Source organism: Stenotrophomonas sp. MH181796, assembly GCF_009659995.1.
Taxonomy (GTDB): Bacteria; Pseudomonadota; Gammaproteobacteria; order Xanthomonadales; family Xanthomonadaceae; genus Stenotrophomonas; species Stenotrophomonas riyadhensis.
Genome location: NZ_RAHU01000005.1, coordinates 236341 through 259560 on the forward strand (window position 1 = coordinate 236341; position 23220 = coordinate 259560).

Sequence of the window (23220 nt, forward strand, 5' to 3'; positions counted from 1 at the left end):
CCCACGCCGCAAGGCCTGGCATCACCGCAGAACGGGCGCCCGCAAGGGTGCCCGTTTTGTTTTGGGCGAATGTTGGACATATAGAGTCGAGGCGTGCTCGACTGATTGCTCAGGTCGTCTGGATGACGAATCGACCGCAGTCCATCGAAGGTGAGGGAATGTTGCGATCAAGCAACAGATAACCCATTCCGCCGACCAGAATTCCTCGGTGCGTGGGTGCTGCCCGGTTCAATCGGGAGCCGTTGATCTGGAGGATGAATTCCCGTCCATCGGTGCAATCGTCCTGAAGCCAGACGGGAATTCCGCCAATCTTGGCGATTCCGTTCGCGGCGTCATCAGGGATGGAGGCCGTGGCAGTGGTGATCAGGCGCGGATAAAAAGGGGGCGCTGCGCTGTCTGGACCGGATTCGTGGGGTGCGTAAGCGATGACACGTCCGCCAGTCAGTAGAGCGGTTTCGATGTAGGCATCGTCAATAACGTCATAAGGCGTGAAGATCGACACGCAGAGATCAGCTCTGATTTCGATCTTCTGGGCATGCGTTTGAACGAAGGGTGCAGGCAGGCTCGCAAGATGAAGCATCGGCTTCGCCTTTGCGTCGCAAGGCCAGGGAGTATCGGGAGGCAGGTATGGATTGCCTCCAAGAAAGGCGCGATTCCGGGCTTGGCCAAGGTGCTCAAACTTCAGCTCCTGGTAGGAAGGCTGGCTGGGGCTGTTCATCGGTCCATGCTGCAGCCTAGAGACGTGGCTGGCTAGGCTGACTCAAAAAATACATTTTAAAATCAAATATTTGGCTCATTGGGGAGGGGGCTGCGCGGTCCGAAAGCGACATTCAAGCGTGAAACGGAGTACGTGTACGGGCATTCTCGGCCGGTCATCCCGCCCGTGGAACATTCGCGCCGTTATACTCATTCCATTGTGTCACCCTTGGCTTCATTGAATTCTTTTGAAATCAATGGCTTGAGGTGCTGGCTGACCTGACATCCACAATACGGACGCCCCCAAAGCGCCTGTTGGAACCCAATCACGCCATGCGTCTTTCCACGATCAAGCTGTCCGGCTTCAAGTCGTTCGTCGATCCGACCACCCTGCACCTGCCGACCAACATGACCGGCGTGGTGGGGCCCAATGGCTGCGGCAAGTCGAACATCATCGACGCCGTGCGCTGGGTCATGGGCGAGAGTTCGGCCAGCCGCCTGCGCGGCGACTCGCTGACCGACGTGATCTTTTCCGGTTCCAATGCCCGCAAGCCGGTCTCGCAGGCCACCGTCGAGCTGATCTTCGACAATTCGGACCACACGATCTCCGGCGAATACGCCTCGTTCAACGAAATCTCGGTCAAGCGCACGGTCAGCCGCGACGGCACCAGCAACTATTACCTCAACGGCACCAAATGCCGCCGGCGCGACATCACCGACCTGTTCCTCGGCACCGGTCTGGGCCCGCGCAGCTACTCGATCATCGAACAGGGCATGATCAGCCAGATCATCGAGGCGCGCCCGGAAGACCTGCGCGTGTACCTGGAGGAGGCGGCCGGCATCTCCAAGTACAAGGAGCGCCGCAAGGAAACCGAGACCCGCATCCGCCACACCCGCGAGAACCTGGACCGGCTGGGCGACCTGCGCGACGAGATCAGCAAGCAGCTCGAACACCTCAAGCGCCAGGCCAAGCAGGCCGAGCAGTACCAGGCCCTGCAGGAAGAGCGCCGGGTCAAGGATGCCGAGTGGAAGGCCCTGGAGTTCCGCGGGTTGGACGGTCGCCTGTCCAAGCTGCGCGAAGGGCTGTCGCAGGAAGAGACGAAGCTGCAGCAGCTGATCGCCGACCAGCGTGACGCCGAGGCCCGCATCGAGACCTCGCGCGTTCGACGCGAAGAGGCCGCCGATGCGCTCAACACCGCGCAGGCTACGGTCTACCAGGTCGGCAGCACGCTGGCGCGCCTGGAACAGCAGATCCAGCACCAGCGCGAGCTGTCGCAGCGCCTGCACAAGGCGCGCGACGAGACCCGCCAGGCACTGGCCGAACTGGGCCAGCACATCAGCGGCGACGAGGCCAAGCTGATGGTGCTGCGCGAAGCGGTCGAGGCCGCCACCCCGCAGCTGGAGGAGCTGCAGGAAGAAAACGAGATAAAGCAGGAAAGCCTGCGCGAGGCCGAAGACCGGCTGGCCAGCTGGCAGCAGCGCTGGGAACAGCACACTTCGCAGAGTTCGGAGGCCTCGCGCGCCGGAGATGTCGAGCGCACGCGCGTGGACTACCTGGACAAGCAGATCCTCGATGCCGACCGCCGTCGCGAGGCCCTGGCCGCTGAGCGCGCCGGGCTGGACGTGGACGCGCTGGAAGAAGCTTTCGAGCAGCTGCACCTGCAGCACGACACGCAGAAGACCGCGCTGGATGAATTGAGCGAAGACGTCGAGCTGCGCAAGCAGGGCGTGGCGGAAGTGCAGGAACAGCAGCGCAATGGCCAGAACGAACTGGCCGAACTGCGCAAGCAGGCCAACGGCCTGCGCGGTCGCCTGGCTTCGCTGGAAACCCTGCAGCAGGCCGCGCTGGGCCAGGAGCAGGGCGCTGCCGTGGCGTGGCTGAAGGCGCGTGGACTGGATTCGGCAGCGCGTGTCGGCGAACGCCTGGACGTTGACGCCGGCTGGGAAAACGCGGTGGAAAGCGCGCTCGGCCAATTGATCGAAGGCGTGCTGGTTGATGATCCGGCCAGCCTGGTCGATGCCCTCGGCGAATTGGGCGAGGGCCACATCGCACTGGTTGCCAACGATGGCGCGGACCTGAAGGTCGCGCCGACCTCGCTGGCGGCCCACGTGCGTGGCCCGGCCGCGATCCGTCGCCTGCTGGCGCACCTGCACGCAGCCAAGGACCTGTCCGAGGCGAAGGTGTTGCAGGCCAGTCTTCCGGAAGGCGATTCGATCATCACCCAGAGCGGCGAGCGCCTGGGCCAGGGCTGGCTGCGAGTATCGCGCTCCGGTGCGGCCCAGCAGGGCGCGCTGCTGCGCGAACGTGAGATCAACGAGCTGCGCGAGCAGATCGAGCAACTGCAGGATCGCGAAGCCGAGCTGGAAGAACAGCTGAGTGGTTTCCGTGAGCAGTTGCAGGCCGCCGAGCAGCAGCGCGAAGACGCGCAGCGTGCGCTGTACCAGGCCCATCGTGCGGTCTCTGAACTGGCTGGCCAGCTGCAGGGCCAGCAGGGCAAGGTGGAAGCGGCGCGCACGCGCATCGACCGCATCGAAGGCGAACTGAAGCAGCTGCAGGAAACGCTGGAAGCCAACAACGAGCAGGCGCGTGAAGCGCGCTCGCGGCTGGAGAACGCGGTCAGCAGCATGGGCGACCTGGAATCGACCCGGCAGCGGCTGGAGGGTGAGCGCCGCCAGCTGACCGAAGCCCGCGACCTGGCCAGAGACGCCGCGCGAGCGGTGCGCGAGCGCTCGCACTCGTTGGCGCTGACCCTGGAATCGCAGCGGGCGCAGCTGGCTTCACTGAGCCAGGCGTTGGAACGCATGGGTACCCAGCGCGGGCAGCTGGATTCGCGACTGGGCGAACTGCATTCGCAGCTGGATGAAGGTGATTCGCCGGTCGAATCGCTGCAGGCCGAGCACCAGAATGCACTGGAAGAGCGCGTGCGGGCCGATCGCGTGCTGACCGAGGCGCGCACGCTGCTGGACGGCATCGACGCCGAGCTGCGCAATTACGAACAGACCCGCCACCAGCGCGACGAACAGGCGCTGGCCCAGCGCGAGCGTATCTCGCAGCGCAAGCTGGACCAGCAGGCGCTGGTGCTCAGCGCGGACACCCTGCAGGGCGCGGTGGAGAAGGCCGGGTTCGTACTGCAGGACGTGCTCAACGCATTGCCCGAGGACGCCCGCCTGGGTGACTGGGAGCAGGCCGTGCACCAGATCGATGGCCGCATGCGCCGGCTGGAGCCGGTCAACCTGGCCGCCATCCACGAGTACGGCGAGGCTTCGCAGCGCTCGGATTACCTGGATTCGCAGCACACCGACCTGACCACGGCGCTGGAAACCCTGGAAGATGCGATCCGCAAGATCGACCGCGAGACCCGCGGTCGTTTCAAGGACACCTTCGATCGTGTCAACGCTGGTGTGCAGGCGCTGTACCCGCGCCTGTTCGGTGGTGGCCACGCCTACCTGGAACTGACCGGTGAAGACCTGCTCGACACCGGTGTGACCATCATGGCGCGTCCGCCGGGCAAGCGCGTGTCCAGCATCTCGCTGCTGTCCGGCGGCGAGAAGGCGATGACCGCGGTGGCGCTGGTGTTCGCCATCTTCCAGCTGAACCCCGCGCCGTTCTGCCTGCTGGACGAGGTGGACGCGCCGCTGGACGAGGCCAACGTCGGCCGCCTGGCCAACATGGTCAAGGAAATGAGCGAAAAGGTGCAGTTCCTGTTCGTCAGCCACAACAAAGCGACGATGGAGGCCGCGCACCAGCTGTCGGGCGTGACCATGCGCGAGCCGGGCGTCAGCCGCCTGGTCAGCGTGGACCTGGAAGAAGCCGCGCGATTGGCGGGCGCGGCCTGACGTGCCATCCTAGTTACCTGAATGAACTAGCCGGAGAACCTATCGAATGTCCGACACGGCACTGTTGCGCATCGGCATCCTGGCCGCCGGCCTGCTGTTGATCGCCGCGATCTTCCTGTTTGGCCGTCCGAAAAAGAAGCCCCAGGGGCGTCGCGTGGAAGGCGCGGAACCGACCAGCGGCGAGCGCCGCGAGCCGGTACTGGGCGAAGACGGCGTCGCCGTGGCCGAGGGCCGCGTCGAACCGGGCATGCCCGGCGAAGGCGAGCAGGCGGAACTGGGCCTGGGCGAAACCGACCCCGGCGCGAGCGACCTTGGCAAGCGCGCCACCCAGGACTTCGACAAGATCGTCTCGCTGTTCGTGGCCGCCCGGGCCGGCGAACAGCTGCGTGGCGAAGACATCGTGGTGGCGGCCGAGAAGACCGGCCTGGTGTTCGGCCACATGAACGTGTTCCACCGGCTTGTGGAAGGCCATCCCGAGCGCGGCCCGATCTTCTCGATGGCCAGCATCATGAAGCCGGGCAGCTTCGACATGGCCAACATCCGTGCCATGGAAACGCCGGCGATCGCCTTCTTCCTGACATTGCCGGCGCCGCTGACGGCGCTGGACGCCTGGGAGAAGATGCTGCCGACCGTGCAGCGCATGGCTGAACTGCTGGATGGCGTGGTGCTGGATGACAGCCGCAATGCCCTGGGCCGCCAGCGCATCGCGCACATCCGTGACGAGCTGCGCGCCTACGACCGCCAGCACCAGGCCCCGCCGCTGACCAAGACCCCGCGCTGGTAAGCCCCCAACTGTAGAGTCGAGCCATGCTCGACTCAAGCTTGGAGCGACCGACCAAGCCATCGTGACCGGGCCCTTTGTTGATAAATGCCTTTCTGTAGAGTCGAGCCATGCTCGACTTGCGGATCCCCGGGTAAGCCCCAGTCGAGCATGGCTCGACTCTACAGGGTCGGCCATCCCTGACTCGCCTCTAGGGCGATCGATCTAACCACCGGCACCAGGCAAACGGATGATCGCCGAGCTGTGCCGCCAGCCCGGCGCGCACAGGATTCGCTGCGATGTACAGAGCTTGGTTTCTCAGGGACTCATCACATCGCACAGCGTGATCATGGTAACCGCGCTGCCAGAGTGGCCCGTTGATGCCTATGAGTCGGCTGCAGCGGGATTTCATCATCTGCACCGACGCGGCAAGGGTTCCTGAGCGCAGTTGCATCAACCAATGCACGTGATCTGGCATGACCGCCCATGCGAGGTTAAGGCATCGGCCCTCCTGCTGAATCCACTGCAGGCCCGCGACAACGACGGCGGCCTGGTGTGGATCATCAAAGTGCGGATGGCGCTGGTGAGTGACGGTGGTGATCGCGTAGACGTTCCGCAGTTGCGACCAACGGCCTCTCAGGAGACGTGGACTGGGCATGCCTCAGCATTGGCTGGCCGAGGCAGCTTGGATATCGCTTGAGTGCGGTCAGGCTTGTAGGGAAGGCCCCAGTCGAGCATGGCTCGACTCTACAGGGGCCCAGGTCGGCACCCACAACAGTAGATCCACGCCATGCGTGGATAGGGCGAACCAAGGTTCGCCCCCACCAACAGGGTCAGGCCGGTACGCCGGCCACCTTTGCGAATGCCCTGCGGAACGCGGCCATTTCCTCCTCGGTGCCGACGGTCACGCGCACGCGCTGTGGCCAGATCGGCCAGCTGCGTCCGATCACCACGCCGTTGTCCGCCATCGCCTTGGCGAACGCGCTGCCATCGCGTTGCACGTCGACCACGAAGCAGTTCGCTTCCGACGGCAGGCAGCTGAAACCACGCTTTCCCAGCCACGCGATGGTGGCCTGCCGCACCTTGGCATTCTGCAGGCGGCGCTGCGGAATCAACTGCGGATCGCGCAGGCTGGCCAGTGCAGCGGCCAGTGCCGGCACGGGTAGCGGGTTGTCGCCCAGGCTGGCCAGTTCGCGCAGACGGTCGGGATGTGCGGCCGCCGCGCCCAGGCGCAGGCCGGCCATGCCGTACAGCTTGGAGAACGTGCGCAGCACGATCAGGTCATCGCGCTGCGCTACCTGCGTGATCAGGCTGGGTTGCTCGCTGTACTGCAGGTAGGCCTCGTCGACCAGCACGCGGGTGGAAGCGGGTTTGTGGGCCAGCAGCCAGGCGAGCTCATCCGGCGGGCTGATCGAACCGGTCGGGTTGTTGGGGTTGCACACATACAGCAGCCCGGTCGGGCGTGCGTGTGCGGCGGCGGCCATCGCACGCAGGTCGTGTGCACCGTCCTCGCGCAGCGGCACTTTCTGCACGTGTGCACCGTGTGCGGCGGCGACCTCGCCCAGCGTCTCGAAGGTCGGGTCGGCCACTACCAGCCCCGCCTGCGGGCCGGTCCATAGCACGGCGGCGCGGTTCAGCGGCTCGCTGGAGCCGGGATAGAGGCGCATATGGTCGGCCGGAATGCCGGCTTGCTCAATGAAGGCATCGCGCACTTGGCCCGCCAGGTCGAAGCGGTAGCGGCCGCAGCTGGCGATGCTGTCGCGCGCCGCCTGCTGGGCTGCGGGCGAGGGGCCGTACGGGCATTCGTTGAAGTTCAGTAGTACGGCGCCTTCGGCAGGGGCGGGGGCGGCGGCTGTCGCGGGTTGGGTGTGGCCGAGCTGCGGCAGTCCGCTGCCGGCGACGGCGAGGCTGGCACCGGCCAGTTGCAGGAAGCGTCGACGGGAAGCGGGCAGGGTCACGGGCAGGATTCCGAAGGGCGACCGTCGCACGCTAGCGCCGGTGGGGATGGGCGGCAAGCTGCTTTTTGTGGAGTCGAATCATGCTTGACTGCAGATGTGCCAACCAAGGTTGGCACCTACCAGAGCGGGGAGTGGTTGGCACGTACCAGAGCGGGGGAGTGGATGGCACGTACCAGGGCGGGGGAGTGGATGGCGCCTGCCAGAGCGAGGGAGGACCCGTCGAGCTTGGCTCGACTCTACAAAAGGCGGTGGCGTTACAGGGGCTGACAGCCGGGCGCGGTAGAATCCCCGGCCATCCCAGAACCACCGGATCCCGATGAGCCCCAGCCCCGCCGAACGCGCCGAAGACCTTCGCCGGCAGATCGCCCAGGCCAACCGCGCCTATCACGAGCTGGACGCGCCGGAGATCCCCGACGTCGACTACGACCGGATGGTGCGCGAGCTGGAAGCGCTGGAGCGCGAGCACCCGGAACTGGCCCGTGCCGACAGCCCGACCCAGCAGGTCGGTGCGCGCCCCTCCGGCCGCTTCCCGGAAGTGCGCCACGCGGTGCCGATGCTGTCGCTGTCCAATGCTTTCAGCGATGAGGAGGTGGCCGATTTCGTGCGCCGCATCGATGAGCGCCTGGGTCGTCGCAGCCTGCGGTTCTCGGCCGAGCCGAAGATGGACGGCCTGGCGATCAGCCTGCGCTACGAAGACGGGCATTTCGTGTTGGGCGCGACCCGTGGCGATGGCAGTACCGGCGAGGACGTGACCGCCAACCTGCGCGAGATCGGTGACATTCCCAAGCGCCTGCACGGCAAGGACTGGCCGGATGTGCTGGAGGTGCGCGGCGAGGTCTACATGGCCCGCGCCGACTTCGAGGCCTACAACGAACGTGCGCGGCTGCAGGGCGGCAAGGTGTTGGCCAACCCGCGCAATGCCGCCGCCGGTTCGCTGCGCCAGCTCGACCCGAAGATCAGTGCGCAGCGCAGGCTGAGTTTCTTCGCCTACGGCACTGGCGAAGTGCAGGGCGGCGAGCTGCCGGATACTCATTCGGGCACACTGGCCCAGCTTGGTGCCTGGGGCTTCCCGGTCAGTGAGCTGTGCAAGGTGGTGGAAGGCACCGACGGCCTGCTGGGCTACTACCGCGACATCGGTGAGCGCCGCGATGGCCTGCCGTTTGATATCGATGGCGTGGTGTACAAGCTGGATGACCGTGCCGGCCAGCAGGCGATGGGCTTCGTTTCGCGCGCGCCGCGCTGGGCCATCGCGCACAAATTCCCCGCGCAGGAACAGAGCACCACGGTGGAGGCGATCGAGATCCAGATCGGCCGCACCGGTGCCGCCACACCGGTCGCGCGACTGGCGCCGGTGGCGGTGGCCGGCGTGATCGTGTCCAATGCCACGCTGCACAACGCCGACCAGATCGCACGCCTGGATGTGCGCGTGGGCGACAGCGTGATCGTGCGCCGCGCCGGTGACGTGATTCCGGAAGTGGTCAGCGTCATTCTCGACCGCCGCCCGCAGGGCACCACGCCGTGGCAGATGCCGACGCGCTGCCCGGTGTGCGGCTCGGAGATCGTGCGCGAGGAAGGTGCGGCGGCGTGGCGCTGCTCGGGCGAGCTGTCCTGCCCGGCGCAGCGCAAGGAGGCCATCGCCCATTTTGCTTCGCGTCGTGCAATGGATATCGACGGCCTCGGCGACAAGTACATCGAAACCCTGGTTGACGCCGGCATCGTCAGGAGCGTGGCTGATCTGTATCGCCTCAACCGCGACCAGCTGCTGCACCTGAAGCTGGTGCTGGATGCCGAGGATCCGTCGGCACTGGCCGCTGCGCTGAAGCTGCACCTGCCCGCCGAAGGCAGTGGTGCGGTGCTCAATGCGGTGCTCAGGCTGGATGGCAACGATCCGGGCTGGCGCGCACAGGCGCTGGCACAGCCGGCCAGCTTCGAATGGAACACGAAGAAGATCGCCACCAAGTGGGCCGACAACCTGATCGCGGCGATCGACGCCAGCCGTGCGGCCACGCTGGAGCGCCTGCTGTTCGCGCTTGGCATCGAGCACGTGGGCGAGAGCACCGCCAAGGCGCTGGCGCAGTGGTTCGGTGACCTGGAGCTGATCCGCCACCTGCCATGGCCGTTGTTCAAGCGTGTGCCGGACATCGGCGGTGAAGTGGCGCGTTCGCTTGGCCACTTCTTCGAGCAGCAGGGCAACCAGCAGGCCATCGATGACCTGCTGCAGGTCGGCCAGGTGCGCATCAGTGATGTGCATGCGCCCAGCGCCAAGCTGCGCGAGGGCCTGGATCTGGCGCAACTGCTGGTCGAATCGGAAATCCCCGGCATCACCCGCCTGCGTGCGGAGAAGCTGGTGGCTGCGTTGCCGGGCGCTCAGGCGGTGCTGGATGCCGAGCATGGCCAGTTCGTCAACGCCGGCCTGCCGGACGACACTGCACGCGGCCTGGCTGAGTGGCTTGATGCCGATGGCCATGGTGTGATGCTGCTGGCGGCCGAGAAGGCGATGCAGCAGATCCTGGCCAAGGCGCCGGCGCTGGCCGAGATCGTGGCCGGCCCGCTGGATGGTCAGACCGTGGTGCTGACCGGCACCCTGGCCCAGCTCACCCGCGATGCCGCCAAGGAACGCCTGGAAGCGCTGGGTGCCAAGGTTTCCGGCAGCGTGTCGAAGAAGACCAGCTTCGTGGTGGCCGGTACCGAGGCCGGCTCCAAGCTGGACAAGGCGCAATCGCTGGGCGTGCCGGTGTGGGACGAAGACCGCCTGCTGGCCTACCTTGCCGAGCACGAATGATGACCCCGCCGGGTGCCTCGCGCCCGGCATGAAAGACAAAGGAACACCGATGCAGACCGCCCCGCTGGATTTCCGCCTGGCCACCCGTGCCGACGAGGACCTGTTGATCGCGTTGATGCGCGAGTTCTACGCCGAAGACAGGATCGACTTCGATGATGCGCGCGTGCGTCGCGGCGTGGATGCGCTGCTGGCCGACCCGCGCAATGGCGAAGTGCTGCTGTGGCTGGACGAGGCAGGCGAGGTGGTCGGCTACGCGGTGATCGCGATGGGCTTCAGCCTGGAGCAGGGCGGCCACTTCATGCTGCTGGATGAGCTGTACCTGAGCCACCGCGCGCGCGGCCGCGGCCGCGGCAAGCAGGCGCTGGCCATCTGCGAACAGCGCGCTCGCGGGCGTGGCGTCAGCCGTCTGCGGCTGGAAGTGAACCACCACAACGAACTGGCCCGGCGCCTGTACCTGGCCAGTGGCTACATCGATGACACCCGCGATCTGCTGACCCTGCCGCTGGATCATCCGCGCCCGGAGGGCATCCTGTGAGCGAGGCCCTGCTGCGCGCGCTGCAGCAGCGTGCCGCACTCAATGCGCTGGTGCGCCGCTTCTTCGCCGAGCGCGATGTGCTGGAGGTGGAAACACCGATCCTGTCGGTGGCAGGCAACACCGAGCCGAACATCGACAGCTTCCATACCGATTTCACCGGGCATGTCGATGCCGGTGGCCGTCGCCGTTGGCTGCGCACGTCGCCGGAGTATCCGCTCAAGCGACTGCTGGCGGCAGGCGTGGGCGACTGCTACGAACTGGGCAGGGTGTTCCGCAACGGCGAGGCCGGCGGCCGCCACAACCCGGAATTCACCATGCTGGAGTGGTATCGGGTCGGCTGGGACCACCACCGGTTGGTGCAGGAGACCGCCGAGCTGGTCGGCCAGGCGCTGGCCCTGGTCGGGCGCAGTGCGACCCTGCGCGTGCTCAGCTACCGCGAGCTGTTCCAGCAGCATGTGGACGTGGACCCGTTCGAGGCCGATGAGACCGCGCTGCGTAACGCGCTGGGCGAGGTGCACATCGACCCGGTCGGGCTGACCCGCGACGATTGGCTGGATCTGCTGATGACCCACCGCATCCAGCCGCACTTCGATGACGCGGTGATGACCGTGGTCCACGACTGGCCGGCCAGCCAGGCGGCGCTGGCCCGCATCCGTGCCGGCACGCCGCCGCTGGCCGAGCGTTTCGAGCTGTATCTGGGCGCGGTGGAGCTGGCCAACGGCTATCACGAACTGAACGACGCGCAGGAGCAGCGCACGCGCTTCCAGCGTGACCTGCAGCGCCGCCACGAACGCGGCCAGGTGCAGCCGGCGCTGGACGAAGCCTTGCTGGCTGCGCTGCCCTCGATGCCGGCCTGCGCCGGCGTGGCGGTGGGCGTGGACCGGCTGCTGATGGCGATGAATCGCACGCCGCGCATCGCCGACGTGTTGGCCTATGACTTCGCCCACGCCTGATCTTCGCGGTTTTCTGAATATCGAAGACTGAACGGATTGCCGCGTTTCCGTGCTTGCTTCGGTAAGCAGGATGATGCTCTTATCACGGCAGATGCGGGACACTGGCATCGGAATTCGTCCACTCCTGTTGGGGAAGGCATTGGTCAAGTGGTTTGCGGTCGTCGCGGTACCGGTCTACTCCATTGCGTTGTGGGGTGCCTGGCTGCCGTCGTCGGCGTCTGCCCAGCAGGTGGGTTATGACGGCGAAGTGGTGACCTGCGAATCGCGCGACATGGGCTGGGTGCATTGCGATATCGATGTCAGCAACGGCGTCGATCTTGTGCGCCAGCTCTCCAACAGCAGCTGTATCCGTGGCAGCGAGTGGGGCACCGACCGTAGTGGCGTGTGGGTCACCCTGGGCTGCCGCGCCGAGTTCCGCGCGCGCCGTGCCGCGGGTGCCGCAGCGGCCGCGAACGAAGGCAAGCGCCTGGTCCGCCGCGTGGTGCGCTGCGAATCCAATGGTCGTCCGCAGAGCTGCCCGGTGCGCCTCGACGGTGCCCCCGTGCGTCTGTTGCGGCAGCTGTCGGCACTGCCATGCCGGGAAGGGCAGGGCTGGGGCTACAAGCGCAACGAAGTCTGGACCAGCCGCGGCTGCCAGGGAGATTTCGAGGTGGCCGACGATGACGGCCGCTTCGTCGATGTGCCACGCCGGCTGACCTGCGAATCGAAGTCGAAGAAGCGCCGGTTCTGCGGGGCCAGCATCTCGGTCGGTGCCGTCGTCTCCGAGCAGCTGTCCAGCACGCCGTGCGAGGAAGGCAGCACCTGGGGCTGGAACCGCAACGGGATCTGGGTGGATGGCGGCTGCCGCGCCGAATTCTCGGTGAATTGAGTCCGGGCGGGCTCCAACCACGTGGGGCGTGGCCCTACAATGGGCCCATGAACACTGCCTCTGACATCGACTACGCCCGTTACGACCACATCCGCCCGATCCTGTGGACCGGCGATGCCCTGCAACTGCTGGACCAGCGCAAGCTGCCGTTCGTGGTCGAGCATGTGGTCTGCCATGACAGTGACGAGGTTGCCGCCGCCATCCACGCGCTGACCGTGCGCGGTGCGCCGGCGATCGGCATTGCCGCGGCCTGGGGCGTGGTGCTGGCCGCACGTGACGTGCAGGCCGCCGATGGGGCGCATGCATTGCAGCAGCTGGAACCGGCGCTGCAGCGCCTCAACGCATCGCGCCCGACCGCCGTCAATCTGGCCTGGGCGCTGGCACGCATGCGCCGCTGCCTGAACGCCGCCGGCGCCGACTGGAAGACGTTGCTGGAAGCGGAAGCGCAGGCCATCGCCGAGGAAGACCTGGCCGCCAACCGCCACATGGGCGCGCTGGGCGCGGGCCTGATCGAGGCCGGCAGTGGCGTGCTGACCCACTGCAACACCGGCTCGCTGGCCACCGCCGGCTTCGGCACCGCACTGGGCGTGATCCGTGCCGGCATGGCCCAGCACCGCATCGCCCGCGTGTTCGCCGGCGAGACCCGTCCGTGGCTGCAGGGCGCACGTCTGACCGTATGGGAACTGCAGCAGGATGGCATCGACGCCACCCTGATCGCCGATTCCGCCGCCTCGCACCTGATGAAGACCGGTGCGGTGCAATGGGTGATCGTCGGTGCAGACCGCATCTGCGCCAACGGCGATACCGCCAACAAGATCGGTACCTACCAGCTGGCCATCGCCGCCCGCCACCACGGTGTCAAATTCATGGTGGTGGCGCCGTCCTCGACCGTGGACATGGAGACCGTGGATGGCAGCCAGATCGAGATCGAGCAGCGTGATCCGGGCGAACTCTACGGCGTGGGCGGTACCCGCACCGTGGCCGAGGGCATTGCCGCCTGGAACCCGGTGTTCGACGTCACCCCGGGCGAGCTGATCGACGCCATCGTGACCGAGCGCGGGGTGATCCTGAACCCGACCACCGAGAACATGCGCGCCGCCTTCGGCGGTTGAGGCACAGGGAAAGGGGCAGCGTGACCTCCGCCCCCGGTAGTGCCGGCCGCTGGCCGGCAACCCTCTAAGTTCCTGATTTGTGCCGGTAAAATCTCCGTAAAGGGAGGCGGGAAACGGCCTGTTGTGGTAGTATCCACAGGTTGAATCGAGGTTCCGGCACGACCCCCTCCCGCAGAGGGCTGCGCCGGACTGGACCGCTACCAGACAACGGAACCCGAATGGCAGAAAACGCCAAGGAAATCATCCAGGTCAACCTGGAAGACGAGATGCGCAAGAGCTACCTCGATTACGCGATGAGCGTGATCGTGGGTCGCGCGCTCCCGGATGCGCGCGATGGCCTCAAGCCGGTGCATCGCCGCGTGCTGTTCGCGATGAACGAACTCAACGCGCACAGCAACAAGCCCTACTTCAAGTCGGCGCGTATCGTCGGTGACGTCATCGGTAAGTACCACCCGCATGGCGATCAGTCGGTGTACGACACGCTGGTGCGCCTGGCACAGCCGTTCTCGCTGCGTTACATGCTGGTCGATGGCCAGGGTAACTTCGGCTCGATCGATGGCGACTCCGCCGCGGCGATGCGATACACCGAAGCGCGCATGTCGCGCCTCGCGCATGAGCTGATGGCCGACATCGACAAGGAAACCGTCGATTTCCAGCCCAACTACGACGAGAAGGAACTGGAGCCGACGGTCATGCCGACCCGGTTCCCGAACCTGCTGGTCAATGGTTCGGCTGGTATCGCGGTGGGCATGGCCACCAACATCCCGCCGCACAACCTGAGCGAATCGATCAACGCCTGCATCGCGCTGATCGATAATCCGGAAATCGATGTCGACGGCCTGATGGAGTACATCCCGGGCCCGGATTTCCCGACTGCCGGCATCATCAATGGTACCGCCGGCATCGTCGCCGGCTACCGCACCGGCCGTGGCCGCGTGCGCATCCGTGCCAAGGCCGATATCGAAGTGGCCGACAACGGTCGCGAATCGATCATCGTCACTGAAATTCCTTACCAGGTGAACAAGGCGCGTCTGATCGAAAAGATCGCCGAGCTGGTCAAGGAAAAGAAGATCGAAGGCATCAGCGAGCTGCGCGATGAGTCCGACAAGGACGGCATGCGCATCTACATCGAGATCAAGCGCGGTGAATCTGCCGAGGTTGTGCTGAACAACCTGTACCAGCAGACGCAGATGGAATCGGTGTTCGGCATCAACATGGTGGCGCTGGTCGATGGCCGCCCGCAGTTGATGAACCTCAAGCAGATGCTCGAGGCGTTCGTCCGCCACCGTCGCGAAGTGGTCACCCGCCGCACCGTGTTCGAGCTGCGCAAGGCGCGCGCCCGTGCCCACGTGCTGGAAGGCCTGACCGTTGCGCTGGCCAACATCGACGAGATGATCGAGCTGATCAAGACCTCGCCGAACCCGAATGAAGCACGCGAGCGCATGCTGGCGCGCGTGTGGGAGCCGGGCCTGGTCGGTGCGATGCTGGGTGCCGCCGGTGCCGAAGCCTCGCGTCCGGAAGACCTGCCCAAGGGCGTGGGCCTGATCGAGGGCGGCTACCAGCTGACCGAGATCCAGGCCACCCAGATCCTGGAAATGCGCCTGCACCGCCTGACCGGGCTGGAGCAGGACCGCCTGACCGACGAGTACAAGCAGCTGCTGGAAGTGATCGCCGGGCTGATCCACATCCTGGAAGATCCCGACCGCCTGCTGCAGGTGATCCGCGAGGAGCTGGTCAACGTCAAGGCCGAGTTCGGCGACGAGCGTCGTACCGAAATCCGCCACAGCGAAGAAGACCTGGACATCCTCGACCTGATCGCGCCGGAAGACGTGGTGGTCACCGTGTCGCATGCCGGTTACGTGAAGCGGCAGCCGGTGAGCGTGTACCGCGCACAGCGTCGTGGTGGCCGTGGCCGCAGTGCGGCAGCGACCAAGGAAGAGGATTTCATCGAACAGCTGTGGCTGGTCAACACGCACGATACGCTGCTGACCTTCACCAGCTCGGGCAAGGTGTTCTGGCTGCCGGTGTACCAGCTGCCCGAAGCCGGTTCGAATGCCCGCGGCCGTCCGATCATCAACTGGATCCCGCTGGAGCCGGGCGAACGCGTTCAGGCCGTGCTGCCGGTACGTGAATACGCCGATGGCCAGTTCGTGTTCTTCGCCACCAAGAACGGTACGGTCAAGAAGACCCCGCTGGGCGAGTTTGCCTTCCGTCTGGCCCGCGGCAAGATCGCGATCAACCTGGACGAGGGCGATGCCCTGGTCGGCGTCGGCCTGACCGATGGCGAGCGTGACATCCTGCTGTTCGCCTCCAACGGCAAGACCGTGCGCTTCGGTGAAGACAAGGTCCGCTCGATGGGCCGTACCGCCACCGGCGTGCGCGGCATCAAGATGCCGGCCGGCGAGGAAGTGGTCAGCCTGATCGTGGCCGAAAGTGCCGGTGGCATCGAGGACGACAACGAGGACGACAACGGCGTCGAGGAAGCCGCCGCCAATGGCGATGCGGTGATCGACGGCGCCGATGACGCCAGCGTGCAGTACATCCTCACCGCCACCGAGAACGGCTACGGCAAGCGCACCCCGCTGCCGGACTACCCGCGCAAGGGCCGTGGTACGCAGGGCGTGATCGGCATCCAGACCACCGAGCGCAACGGCAAGCTGGTCGCCGCGGTGCTGATGGGCTCCGGCGACGAAGTCCTGCTGATCTCCGATGGCGGCACCCTGGTGCGTACGCGTGGCTCGGAAATCAGCCGCGTCGGCCGCAACACCCAGGGCGTGACCCTGATCCGCCTGTCCAAGGACGAGAAGCTGCAGGCGGTGGAGCGCATGGATGCCTCGATCGACGAGGACGAGGACGAGGTGGCTGTCGCCACCCCGGCCGCGACCGACGGCACCCCGGCTGCTGCCAGCAGCGAGGACGCCGCGCAGGAGTGATCCTGCCATCAGGTTGAGGTACCCGACGACGCCGGCCCTGTGCCGGCGTCGTCGTATCCGGGTGCCGCACATACGCGCGCGCTTCACGTCGGCGGTGGGATAACGGCGCATGCTGCCCCCGGAGATCGACGATGTCCGCCACGCCGCAGTCCGCTACTGCCCCCGTCCGCGCTTCCCGGCATCCCCTCGTTACCGTGCTGTCGCTGCTGCTGGTCGTGCTCGGCCTGGCCATCGGCGGCCTGGGTGCGTGGCTGCTCAGCCTGGGGGGATCGGCGTACTACGCCATTGCCGGGCTCGGCCTGCTGGTCAGTGGCATCCTGTTGTTCGGCAACCGCCGCAGCGGCGCGCTGCTGTACGCGCTGGTGTTCATCGGCACGTTGCTGTGGACCTGGTGGGAATCGGGCAGCGACTACTGGCGCTGGGTACCGCGGCTCGGGCTGGTGACCGCGCTCGGCATCGTGCTGGCGCTGCTGGCGCCGACCCTGCGCGAGCCGGTTTCAAAACGCCTGTCGCGCAGCACGGCGGGCGTGCTGATGCTGGTGTTCGTGGCCGCCTTCGGATTGGCGTTCGCGCCGCACGGCGAAGTGGACGGGCACCAGCCGTTCCCGGAAGGCGCAGTCAGTGCCGGACTGGAACCTACGCGCGATACCACGGGCCTGCAGCCGGCCGACCAGCCCGCGGATGGCGACTGGCCTGCGTGGGGACGCAGCAATGCGGGCACCCGCTACTCGCCGTTGCAGCAGATCACGCCAGCCAATGTGGCCACGTTGCAACCGGCCTGGCAGTTCCGCACCGGGGATATGCCGAAGAAGCGCTGGGGCGCGGAAACCACGCCGCTGAAGATCGGCGACCGCCTGTACCTGTGCACCGCGCGCAACCGCCTGATCGCGCTCGATGCCGCCAGTGGCAAGGAGCTGTGGCGCTTCGACCCCAAGGTGAAGGACGCTTCGATCCCGTACACCGCCGCCTGCCGTGGGGTGAGCTACTACGAGCAGCCCAGCATGCCGGTCCTTGCCGATGCCACGCTGGCCGATGCCGCGGCCGATCTGGCGTTGCCGGAACCGCCGCTCAGCGTCACCCGCAGTGCTGCGCCGGGCACCCGTCCGGCCTGCTGGGCGCGCATCATCGAAGGCACGCTGGACGGCCGCATCATCGCGGTGGATGCGGACAGCGGCCGTCCCTGCGCCAACTTCGGCAACAACGGCCAGGTCGACATCACCCTGGGCATGGGCGAGGTGCCACCGGGTTACGTGTCGATCACCTCGCCACCGGCCATCGTGCGTGGCGTGATCGTGACCGGTCACCAGGTGCTGGACGGGCAGCGCCGCGATGCGCCGTCGGGTGTGATCCAGGCCTACGATGCCATCACCGGCAAGCTGCGCTGGGCGTGGGACATGGACCAGCCCGAGCGCAGCGGTCTGCCACCGCGCGAGCAGACCTATACGCGCGGCACGCCCAACATGTGGACCACCGCCACCGGTGATGAGGCGCTGGGCCTGGTCTACCTGCCGCTGGGCAACTCCGCAGGCGACTACTGGAGCGGCTCGCGCACGGAAAACCAGAATCGCTACTCGACCTCGCTGGTGGCGATCGACGTGGCCACCGGCAAGCCGGCCTGGCATTTCCAGGCGGTGCGCAAGGACGTGTGGGATTACGACCTGGGTTCGCAGGCCAGCCTGATCGATTACCCGACCGCTGCCGGCAAAGTGCCGGCGATCCTGCTGCCGACCAAACAGGGCGACATCTACATCCTCGACCGCCGCAACGGCCAGTTGCTGAGTGCTGCCGAGGAGCGCAAGGTGCCCATCGGTGGTGTTGAACCCGAGCAGCGCTCGCCCACGCAACTGTTCTCGCTGTATCACACGTTGCGCCGCGAGCATGAGCTGACCGAGCGCGACATGTGGGGCATCAGCCCGATCGACCAGCTGGTCTGCCGCATCCAGTTCCGCAAGGCCTACTACGAAGGTTTCTACACACCGCCGAGCAGTGACCGCCATTCCATCGAGTACCCCGGCTACAACGGCGGCTCGGACTGGGGCAGCGTGTCCATCGATACGCGTCGTGGCGTGATCGTGGCCAACTACAACGACATGCCCAACTACAACCGACTGGTGCCGCGTGCCGAGGCCGATCGCCTGGGTTGGCTGCCGCGCGAAAAGATCCGGTTCGACAAGGGCGGCGCTGAGGGCGCGGGCGACCCACAGGTGGGCACGCCCTATGCCATCCAGGTCAATGCCGGTTGGCGCCTGCCGTTCACCGGTCTGCTGTGCAAGCAGCCGCCCTATGGTGGCATCCGTGCCATCGACCTGCGCACCGGCAAACTGCTGTGGGACCGCCCGTTCGGCAGTGCACGTGGCAATGGACCCTTCGGCATCCGCTCCGGCCTGCCGATCGAGATCGGCACGCCGAACAATGGCGGCTCGGTGGTGACCGCCAGCGGCCTGATCTTCATCGCCGCCGCCACCGATGATCTGCTGCGTGCCATCGACCTGAAGACCGGCAAGGAACTGTGGCACGCCAAGCTGCCTGCCGGTGGCCAGGCCAACCCGATGGTGTACGAGCAGGGCGGGCGCCAGTACGTGGTGATCATGGCCGGCGGCCACCATTTCATGGAAACCCCGAACGGCGATTACGTGATGGCGTTTGCGTTGCCGAGGTAACCGCAAGGGAGGCGGTGGGCCGCCCCCGTTGCATGACGCTGGATCACACCGTCACTACCACCTTGCCGATCTGCTCGTTCGATTCCAGGTAACGGTGTGCGTCCTGGATCTGCGTGAACGGGAATACCTTGGCGATCTTCGGCGCCAGCGTGCCCTGGTCCAGGCCGTTGACGATGAAGGCCTTGGCACGTGCCAGCGCGGCATCGTCGGAGACGATTTCCGAGTACAGGTAACCCTTCAGCGTCAGTGACTTGCCCAGCACGTTGAACAACGGGAACGGGGTGGGTTCACTGCTCAGCGCGCCGTACTCCAGCAGGATGCCGCCACGCGCCATGGCTTCGGTCAGCGGTACGAACTGCGGGCCACCGATCGGATCGAACACCACGCGGGCGCCGGCACCGCCGGTGATGCGCGCGACGTCGGCCACCAGATCCTGTTCCTGGGTGGCGATGACATGGGCGGCACCGGCGTCGAGCAGGGCCTGGCGCTTGCCCGGGCCTCGCGTTACCGCGATCGGCGTGGCGCCCACCGCGTTGGCGATCTGGATCGCGGCCAGTCCGACGCTGCTGCTGGCAGCGGTGATGATGACGAAATCTCCGGCGGACAAGTGCGCCTGCTCCAACAGCGCCCCCCAGGCGGTGACGTACTGCATCCACACTGCGGCGGCCGTTTCAAAGTCCAATGCCTGCGGATGCTTGACCACCAGTCGTGCCGGCACGTTGGCCAGTTCGCCGTAGGTGCCCCAGCGCGCGATATCCAGTGGCGGCACCACGCTGACCGCATCGCCCGCGGTGAATCCGCTCACGGCACTGCCGACGGCTTCGACCACACCGGCCGCTTCGTAGCCGAGGCGACTGGGGAACTGCGCCTCCTGCAGGTAGGCGCCGTTGCGGAACATCACCTCGGCGCGGTTCAGGCCGATGGCCTTGACCCGGATCTGGACTTCGTCGGCGGCGGGGGCGGGAACGTCGATGTTGTCGATGCGCAGTACATCGGCGTTACCGTATTCGTGGATGCGGACAATCTGGCTCATGGGGGCTCCTGGACAAGGCCAGCGCTGAGGCCGGCGGAAAGGTGAGGCCTACTGTGCGCGTGGCCTGCATCCAGAATAAGGGGTAATCTTGGGTTTCATTGAAAAACAATTGTTTGCAATGGACCTGATCGCTCCCCTGCGTACCTTCGTGAAAGTGGCCGAGGTCGGCTCCTTCGCCGCTGCTGCCGACGCGCTGGACCTGTCGCCGCAGCTGGTCGGCAAACACGTGCAGTCGCTGGAACTCCACCTGGGCGTGCGCCTGCTCAACCGCACCACGCGCAAGCAGAGCCTGACCGACTTCGGCCAGGCCTACCTGGCGCGGGCGCGGGTGATCCTGGAGGAAGTGGAGGGGGCCGAGCAGCTGGCTGAAGTGGCGCGCGGGCGGCCGATGGGGCGCCTGCGCATCAGTGCGCCGGTCACCTTCGGCGTGCACGCGCTGGGCCCGGCGGTGGTGGCTTACATGCAACAGTACCCGGACGTGCAGGTCGATCTGAACCTGTCCAACAGCCTGGTGGACATCGTCGAGGACGGCTACGACCTGGTGTTCCGTACCGGTGACCTGGCCGACAGCGGGCTGGTGGCACGACGGCTGGGGCCGTATCCACTGGTCCTGTGTGCCTCGCCGGACTATCTGGCCTCGCGCCCGGCCATTACCCATCCCGATGACCTGAGCCGGCACGAGTGCCTGGGCTTCGCGCATTCGGTCATCCGCACGCGCTGGAGTTTCCGCGATGTCGATGGCAGCGTGCTGACCGTACCGGTGTCCAGCCGCTTCATGGTCAACCAGGCCGAACCGCTGTTGACTGCGGCCGTGGGAGGGCTGGGATTGATCCTGCAGCCCTACGAAATGCTTGCCGCCGCACTGGCGCGTGGTGAACTGGTGGAAGTGCTGCCGGACCATGTGCCGGTATCGACGTGGATCAACCTGGTGTATCCGCGCGACCGCCAGCTGACGCCCAAGCTGCGCAGCTTCCTGGACTTCTGCGTGGCGCGATTCAGCGAACAGAGCATGGCGCGGCGATAGCGAGGCCATCGGGTGGCATGGTTGCCATCAACTGCGAAGGATCGCGCCCTCATGTCGTTTCATTGGCCACAACGTGCCGCGCGCGTTCTGCCCTTGGTGCTGCCCGCATTGCTGCTCACCACCGGATTGCCAGCTGCCGAGCATCCAGCACAGGCGCTGGCGGAGTGGGAAGCACGCGGTCGTACTGAAGGCCTGGCCCGACCTGACACGGTCTGCCAGGACTTCCTGCAGGCAATGGGACGGAAACCAGAGGGACTGGAATACATCGGCTGCAGTCAGGACGATGCGTCCTACATCAAGCCGATGGAAGCCCACTACCGGGTTGCGGGTGCCGGGGCAGCGAAGATCGAAGCCTTCCTGCACGCAACGTTCGGCCTGCCGGCGTTGCGTTACGTCTGCTGTGGCTGGAGCAGCGGTGAACCCTATTACTGGCGCGAAGGTCCGGACGCGGTGAGGTACCAGATCGGCATGGGCGTGGAATCCCTGCCGCACGCGCAGAGTGAATGGCATCGCATCGAGGCATTCAATGTAACGGTTGAGGTGTTTCGCCAGAGTCCCTAGCGCCGATGCGGCGGACGCAGCCTTGGTCTAGGATGCATCCAAGGATCCCGCAAAGGAACGGCCATGAAGGCGGTTGGACGTTTGTTTCTCTGCAATGCGCTGGCCTGTTCGGTTCTGATGGCTACCCCGGTTTTTCCAGCAGTAGGCGCAACCTCTGCCGAGCGTGCACATCCACGTGCGCAGGACGCCATCGATGACTGGCTGGCAGCCTTCAATGCCGGCAGCCTCGAGGATCTGCAGGCATTCGCCGATACCTACGCGAAGAAGGAGGGCAGCGGCCCCAGGGACTATCTCGAGTTCCGCGGGAGTACCGGCCCACTGCGCGTACTGGAAACAATCCAGAGCACGCCCAACCGGGCGAAGCTGCTGGTGCTGGGCCAGCTGAACGAACGCGCGATGTGGGTGACGGCCAGCATGGACCCGGACAATCCGGCGCACCTGAAGCAGTTCCAGATCGAAGGTACTGAAACGCCGGACAAGTACAAGCCAGGGCGTGTTGCGTTGCCTGCCCTGATGGCGGATGCCGAAACGAAGCTGGAGGCACTGCGTGCACAGGACGCGCTGTCGGGCGCATTGCTGGTGGCACGTAACGGCGAGGTGCTGCTGGACTGGCGCGGTGGCGAGGCGGATCGCGAAGGCGGGATTCCGGTGGATGCGGGCACACGCTTCCGGTTGGCCTCGTCCAACAAGATGTTCACCGCCGTGGCCCTCCTGCAGCTGGTGCAGGCCGGCACGGTGGGGCTGGACGATACGATCGGCAGGCACCTGCCGGACTATCCGAACAAGGCCGTTGCCGATGAGGTGACCGTTCGCCAGCTGTTGACCCACACCAGCGGTCTGGGCGATTTTTTCGGTGATGATTTCGATCAGTATTCGGCCTCGCTGAAGACGCTGGATGATTACGTGCAGCGCTTCGCCAAGGATGCGCCGCAGTTCACGCCTGGCAGCCAGGACAGCTATTCCAACTATGGCTTCATCGTGCTTGGGCGGATCATCGAGGCCGTCTCCGGGCAGTCGTACTACGCCTATGTGGAGCAACACATCCTGCGCCCGGCAGGCATGACCGGCACCGGCTTCGAGCCGGAAACAGTGACGGTGCCACAGCGTGCCGTCGCCTACACGAAGCAGGATGGGCAATGGATGCGCGAAACGAAGTCGCTGCCCTGGCGCGGCATGTCGGCCGGTGGTGGTTACAGCACGGTAGGCGACATGATGAAGTTCGCCGAGGCGCTACAAAGCGGAAAACTGGTCTCACCTGCATTGCTGCAGCAGGCCACCACGGCGCAGAACCACAAGGGCTGGTACGGCTATGGTTTCGTGGTGCAGGGCGAGGGCAGGGAGCACCAGTACGGCCATGAAGGCGGTGCGCCCGGCTCCAACAGTGCCATCGTGGTGCTGCCTGCACAGGGCTATGTGATCGTTGGGCTGGCCAATGTCGATCCGGATGCGATCGGTAACGTGGTCAACTACATCGCGCGACGGGTGCCGCTTTGATCGCGATGCGTGCC

Annotated in this window: 16 protein-coding genes; 12 read left to right on the forward strand and 4 right to left on the reverse strand. The window is 66.0% G+C overall.

Annotation, left to right across the window (positions count from 1 at the left end):
- Positions 1 to 109: 109 nt before the first annotated feature.
- Positions 110 to 718, reverse strand: coding sequence for a DUF1963 domain-containing protein (locus tag D5301_RS14070; protein ID WP_153855996.1), 609 nt, complete (start codon positions 716 to 718; stop codon positions 110 to 112).
- Positions 719 to 1029: 311 nt separating this feature from the next.
- On the opposite strand from D5301_RS14070, the gene smc reads away from it, so the two are divergent.
- Positions 1030 to 4533 carry a chromosome segregation protein SMC gene (gene smc / locus D5301_RS14075; RefSeq protein WP_153855997.1) on the forward strand — a complete coding sequence of 1168 codons (3504 nt, stop codon included), beginning with the start codon at positions 1030 to 1032 and terminating at the stop codon, positions 4531 to 4533.
- A gap of 46 nt (positions 4534 to 4579) precedes the next feature.
- Positions 4580 to 5317 carry a cell division protein ZipA gene (gene zipA / locus D5301_RS14080; RefSeq protein ID WP_110712806.1) on the forward strand — a complete coding sequence of 246 codons (738 nt, stop codon included), beginning with the start codon at positions 4580 to 4582 and terminating at the stop codon, positions 5315 to 5317.
- Between the two features lie 187 nt (positions 5318 to 5504).
- On the opposite strand, the gene D5301_RS14085 is transcribed toward zipA, so the two are convergent.
- Positions 5505 to 5951: a transposase gene (locus D5301_RS14085; protein WP_110712805.1), complete on the reverse strand. Its 447-nt coding sequence runs from the start codon at positions 5949 to 5951 to the stop codon at positions 5505 to 5507.
- A gap of 175 nt (positions 5952 to 6126) precedes the next feature.
- Positions 6127 to 7251 (reverse strand): pyridoxal phosphate-dependent aminotransferase, encoded by a 1125-nt coding sequence (locus D5301_RS14090; protein WP_324187326.1) that lies wholly within the window; start codon positions 7249 to 7251, stop codon positions 6127 to 6129.
- Positions 7252 to 7561: 310 nt separating this feature from the next.
- Here D5301_RS14090 and ligA point away from each other — a divergent pair, with 310 nt between their 5' ends.
- The 7 genes from ligA to D5301_RS14125 all read left to right on the forward strand — a co-directional run bounded on the left by ligA (position 7562) and on the right by D5301_RS14125 (position 19094).
- Positions 7562 to 10033, forward strand: a complete 2472-nt coding sequence (gene ligA / locus D5301_RS14095) for an NAD-dependent DNA ligase LigA (protein ID WP_248860615.1) — start codon at positions 7562 to 7564, stop codon at positions 10031 to 10033.
- A 49-nt stretch (positions 10034 to 10082) separates the two neighbouring features.
- Complete coding sequence (locus D5301_RS14100) at positions 10083 to 10568, forward strand: GNAT family N-acetyltransferase (RefSeq protein ID WP_153855999.1); 486 nt, start codon at positions 10083 to 10085, stop codon at positions 10566 to 10568.
- Positions 10565 to 11521, forward strand: coding sequence for an EF-P lysine aminoacylase EpmA (gene epmA / locus D5301_RS14105; RefSeq protein ID WP_164161251.1), 957 nt, complete (start codon positions 10565 to 10567; stop codon positions 11519 to 11521). Before D5301_RS14100 ends, epmA begins: the two co-directional genes overlap by 4 nt.
- A 139-nt stretch (positions 11522 to 11660) precedes the next feature.
- Positions 11661 to 12389 (forward strand): DUF3011 domain-containing protein, encoded by a 729-nt coding sequence (locus tag D5301_RS14110; protein WP_110712801.1) that lies wholly within the window; start codon positions 11661 to 11663, stop codon positions 12387 to 12389.
- Positions 12390 to 12436: 47 nt separating this feature from the next.
- Entirely contained in the window at positions 12437 to 13501 is a 1065-nt protein-coding gene (gene mtnA, locus D5301_RS14115; protein WP_110712800.1) for an S-methyl-5-thioribose-1-phosphate isomerase, read from the forward strand.
- 218 nt (positions 13502 to 13719) lie between these two features.
- Positions 13720 to 16434 carry a DNA gyrase subunit A gene (gyrA, locus tag D5301_RS14120; protein WP_153856000.1) on the forward strand — a complete coding sequence of 905 codons (2715 nt, stop codon included), beginning with the start codon at positions 13720 to 13722 and terminating at the stop codon, positions 16432 to 16434.
- A 131-nt stretch (positions 16435 to 16565) separates the two neighbouring features.
- Entirely contained in the window at positions 16566 to 19094 is a 2529-nt protein-coding gene (locus D5301_RS14125; protein ID WP_153856001.1) for a membrane-bound PQQ-dependent dehydrogenase, glucose/quinate/shikimate family, read from the forward strand.
- Between the two features lie 43 nt (positions 19095 to 19137).
- Here the strand turns inward: D5301_RS14125 and D5301_RS14130 are convergent, their stop codons facing one another.
- Positions 19138 to 20127: a zinc-dependent alcohol dehydrogenase family protein gene (locus tag D5301_RS14130; protein ID WP_153856002.1), complete on the reverse strand. Its 990-nt coding sequence runs from the start codon at positions 20125 to 20127 to the stop codon at positions 19138 to 19140.
- A 118-nt stretch (positions 20128 to 20245) separates the two neighbouring features.
- Between D5301_RS14130 and D5301_RS14135 the strand changes: the two genes are divergently transcribed.
- From D5301_RS14135 to D5301_RS14145, 3 genes are all read left to right on the forward strand, one after another.
- Positions 20246 to 21151, forward strand: a complete 906-nt coding sequence (locus tag D5301_RS14135; RefSeq protein ID WP_153856003.1) for a LysR substrate-binding domain-containing protein — start codon at positions 20246 to 20248, stop codon at positions 21149 to 21151.
- A gap of 12 nt (positions 21152 to 21163) precedes the next feature.
- Entirely contained in the window at positions 21164 to 21712 is a 549-nt protein-coding gene (locus D5301_RS14140) for a DUF4952 domain-containing protein (RefSeq protein WP_324187327.1), read from the forward strand.
- Between the two features lie 63 nt (positions 21713 to 21775).
- Complete coding sequence (locus D5301_RS14145) at positions 21776 to 23206, forward strand: serine hydrolase domain-containing protein (RefSeq protein WP_153856004.1); 1431 nt, start codon at positions 21776 to 21778, stop codon at positions 23204 to 23206.
- Positions 23207 to 23220: the final 14 nt, after the last annotated feature.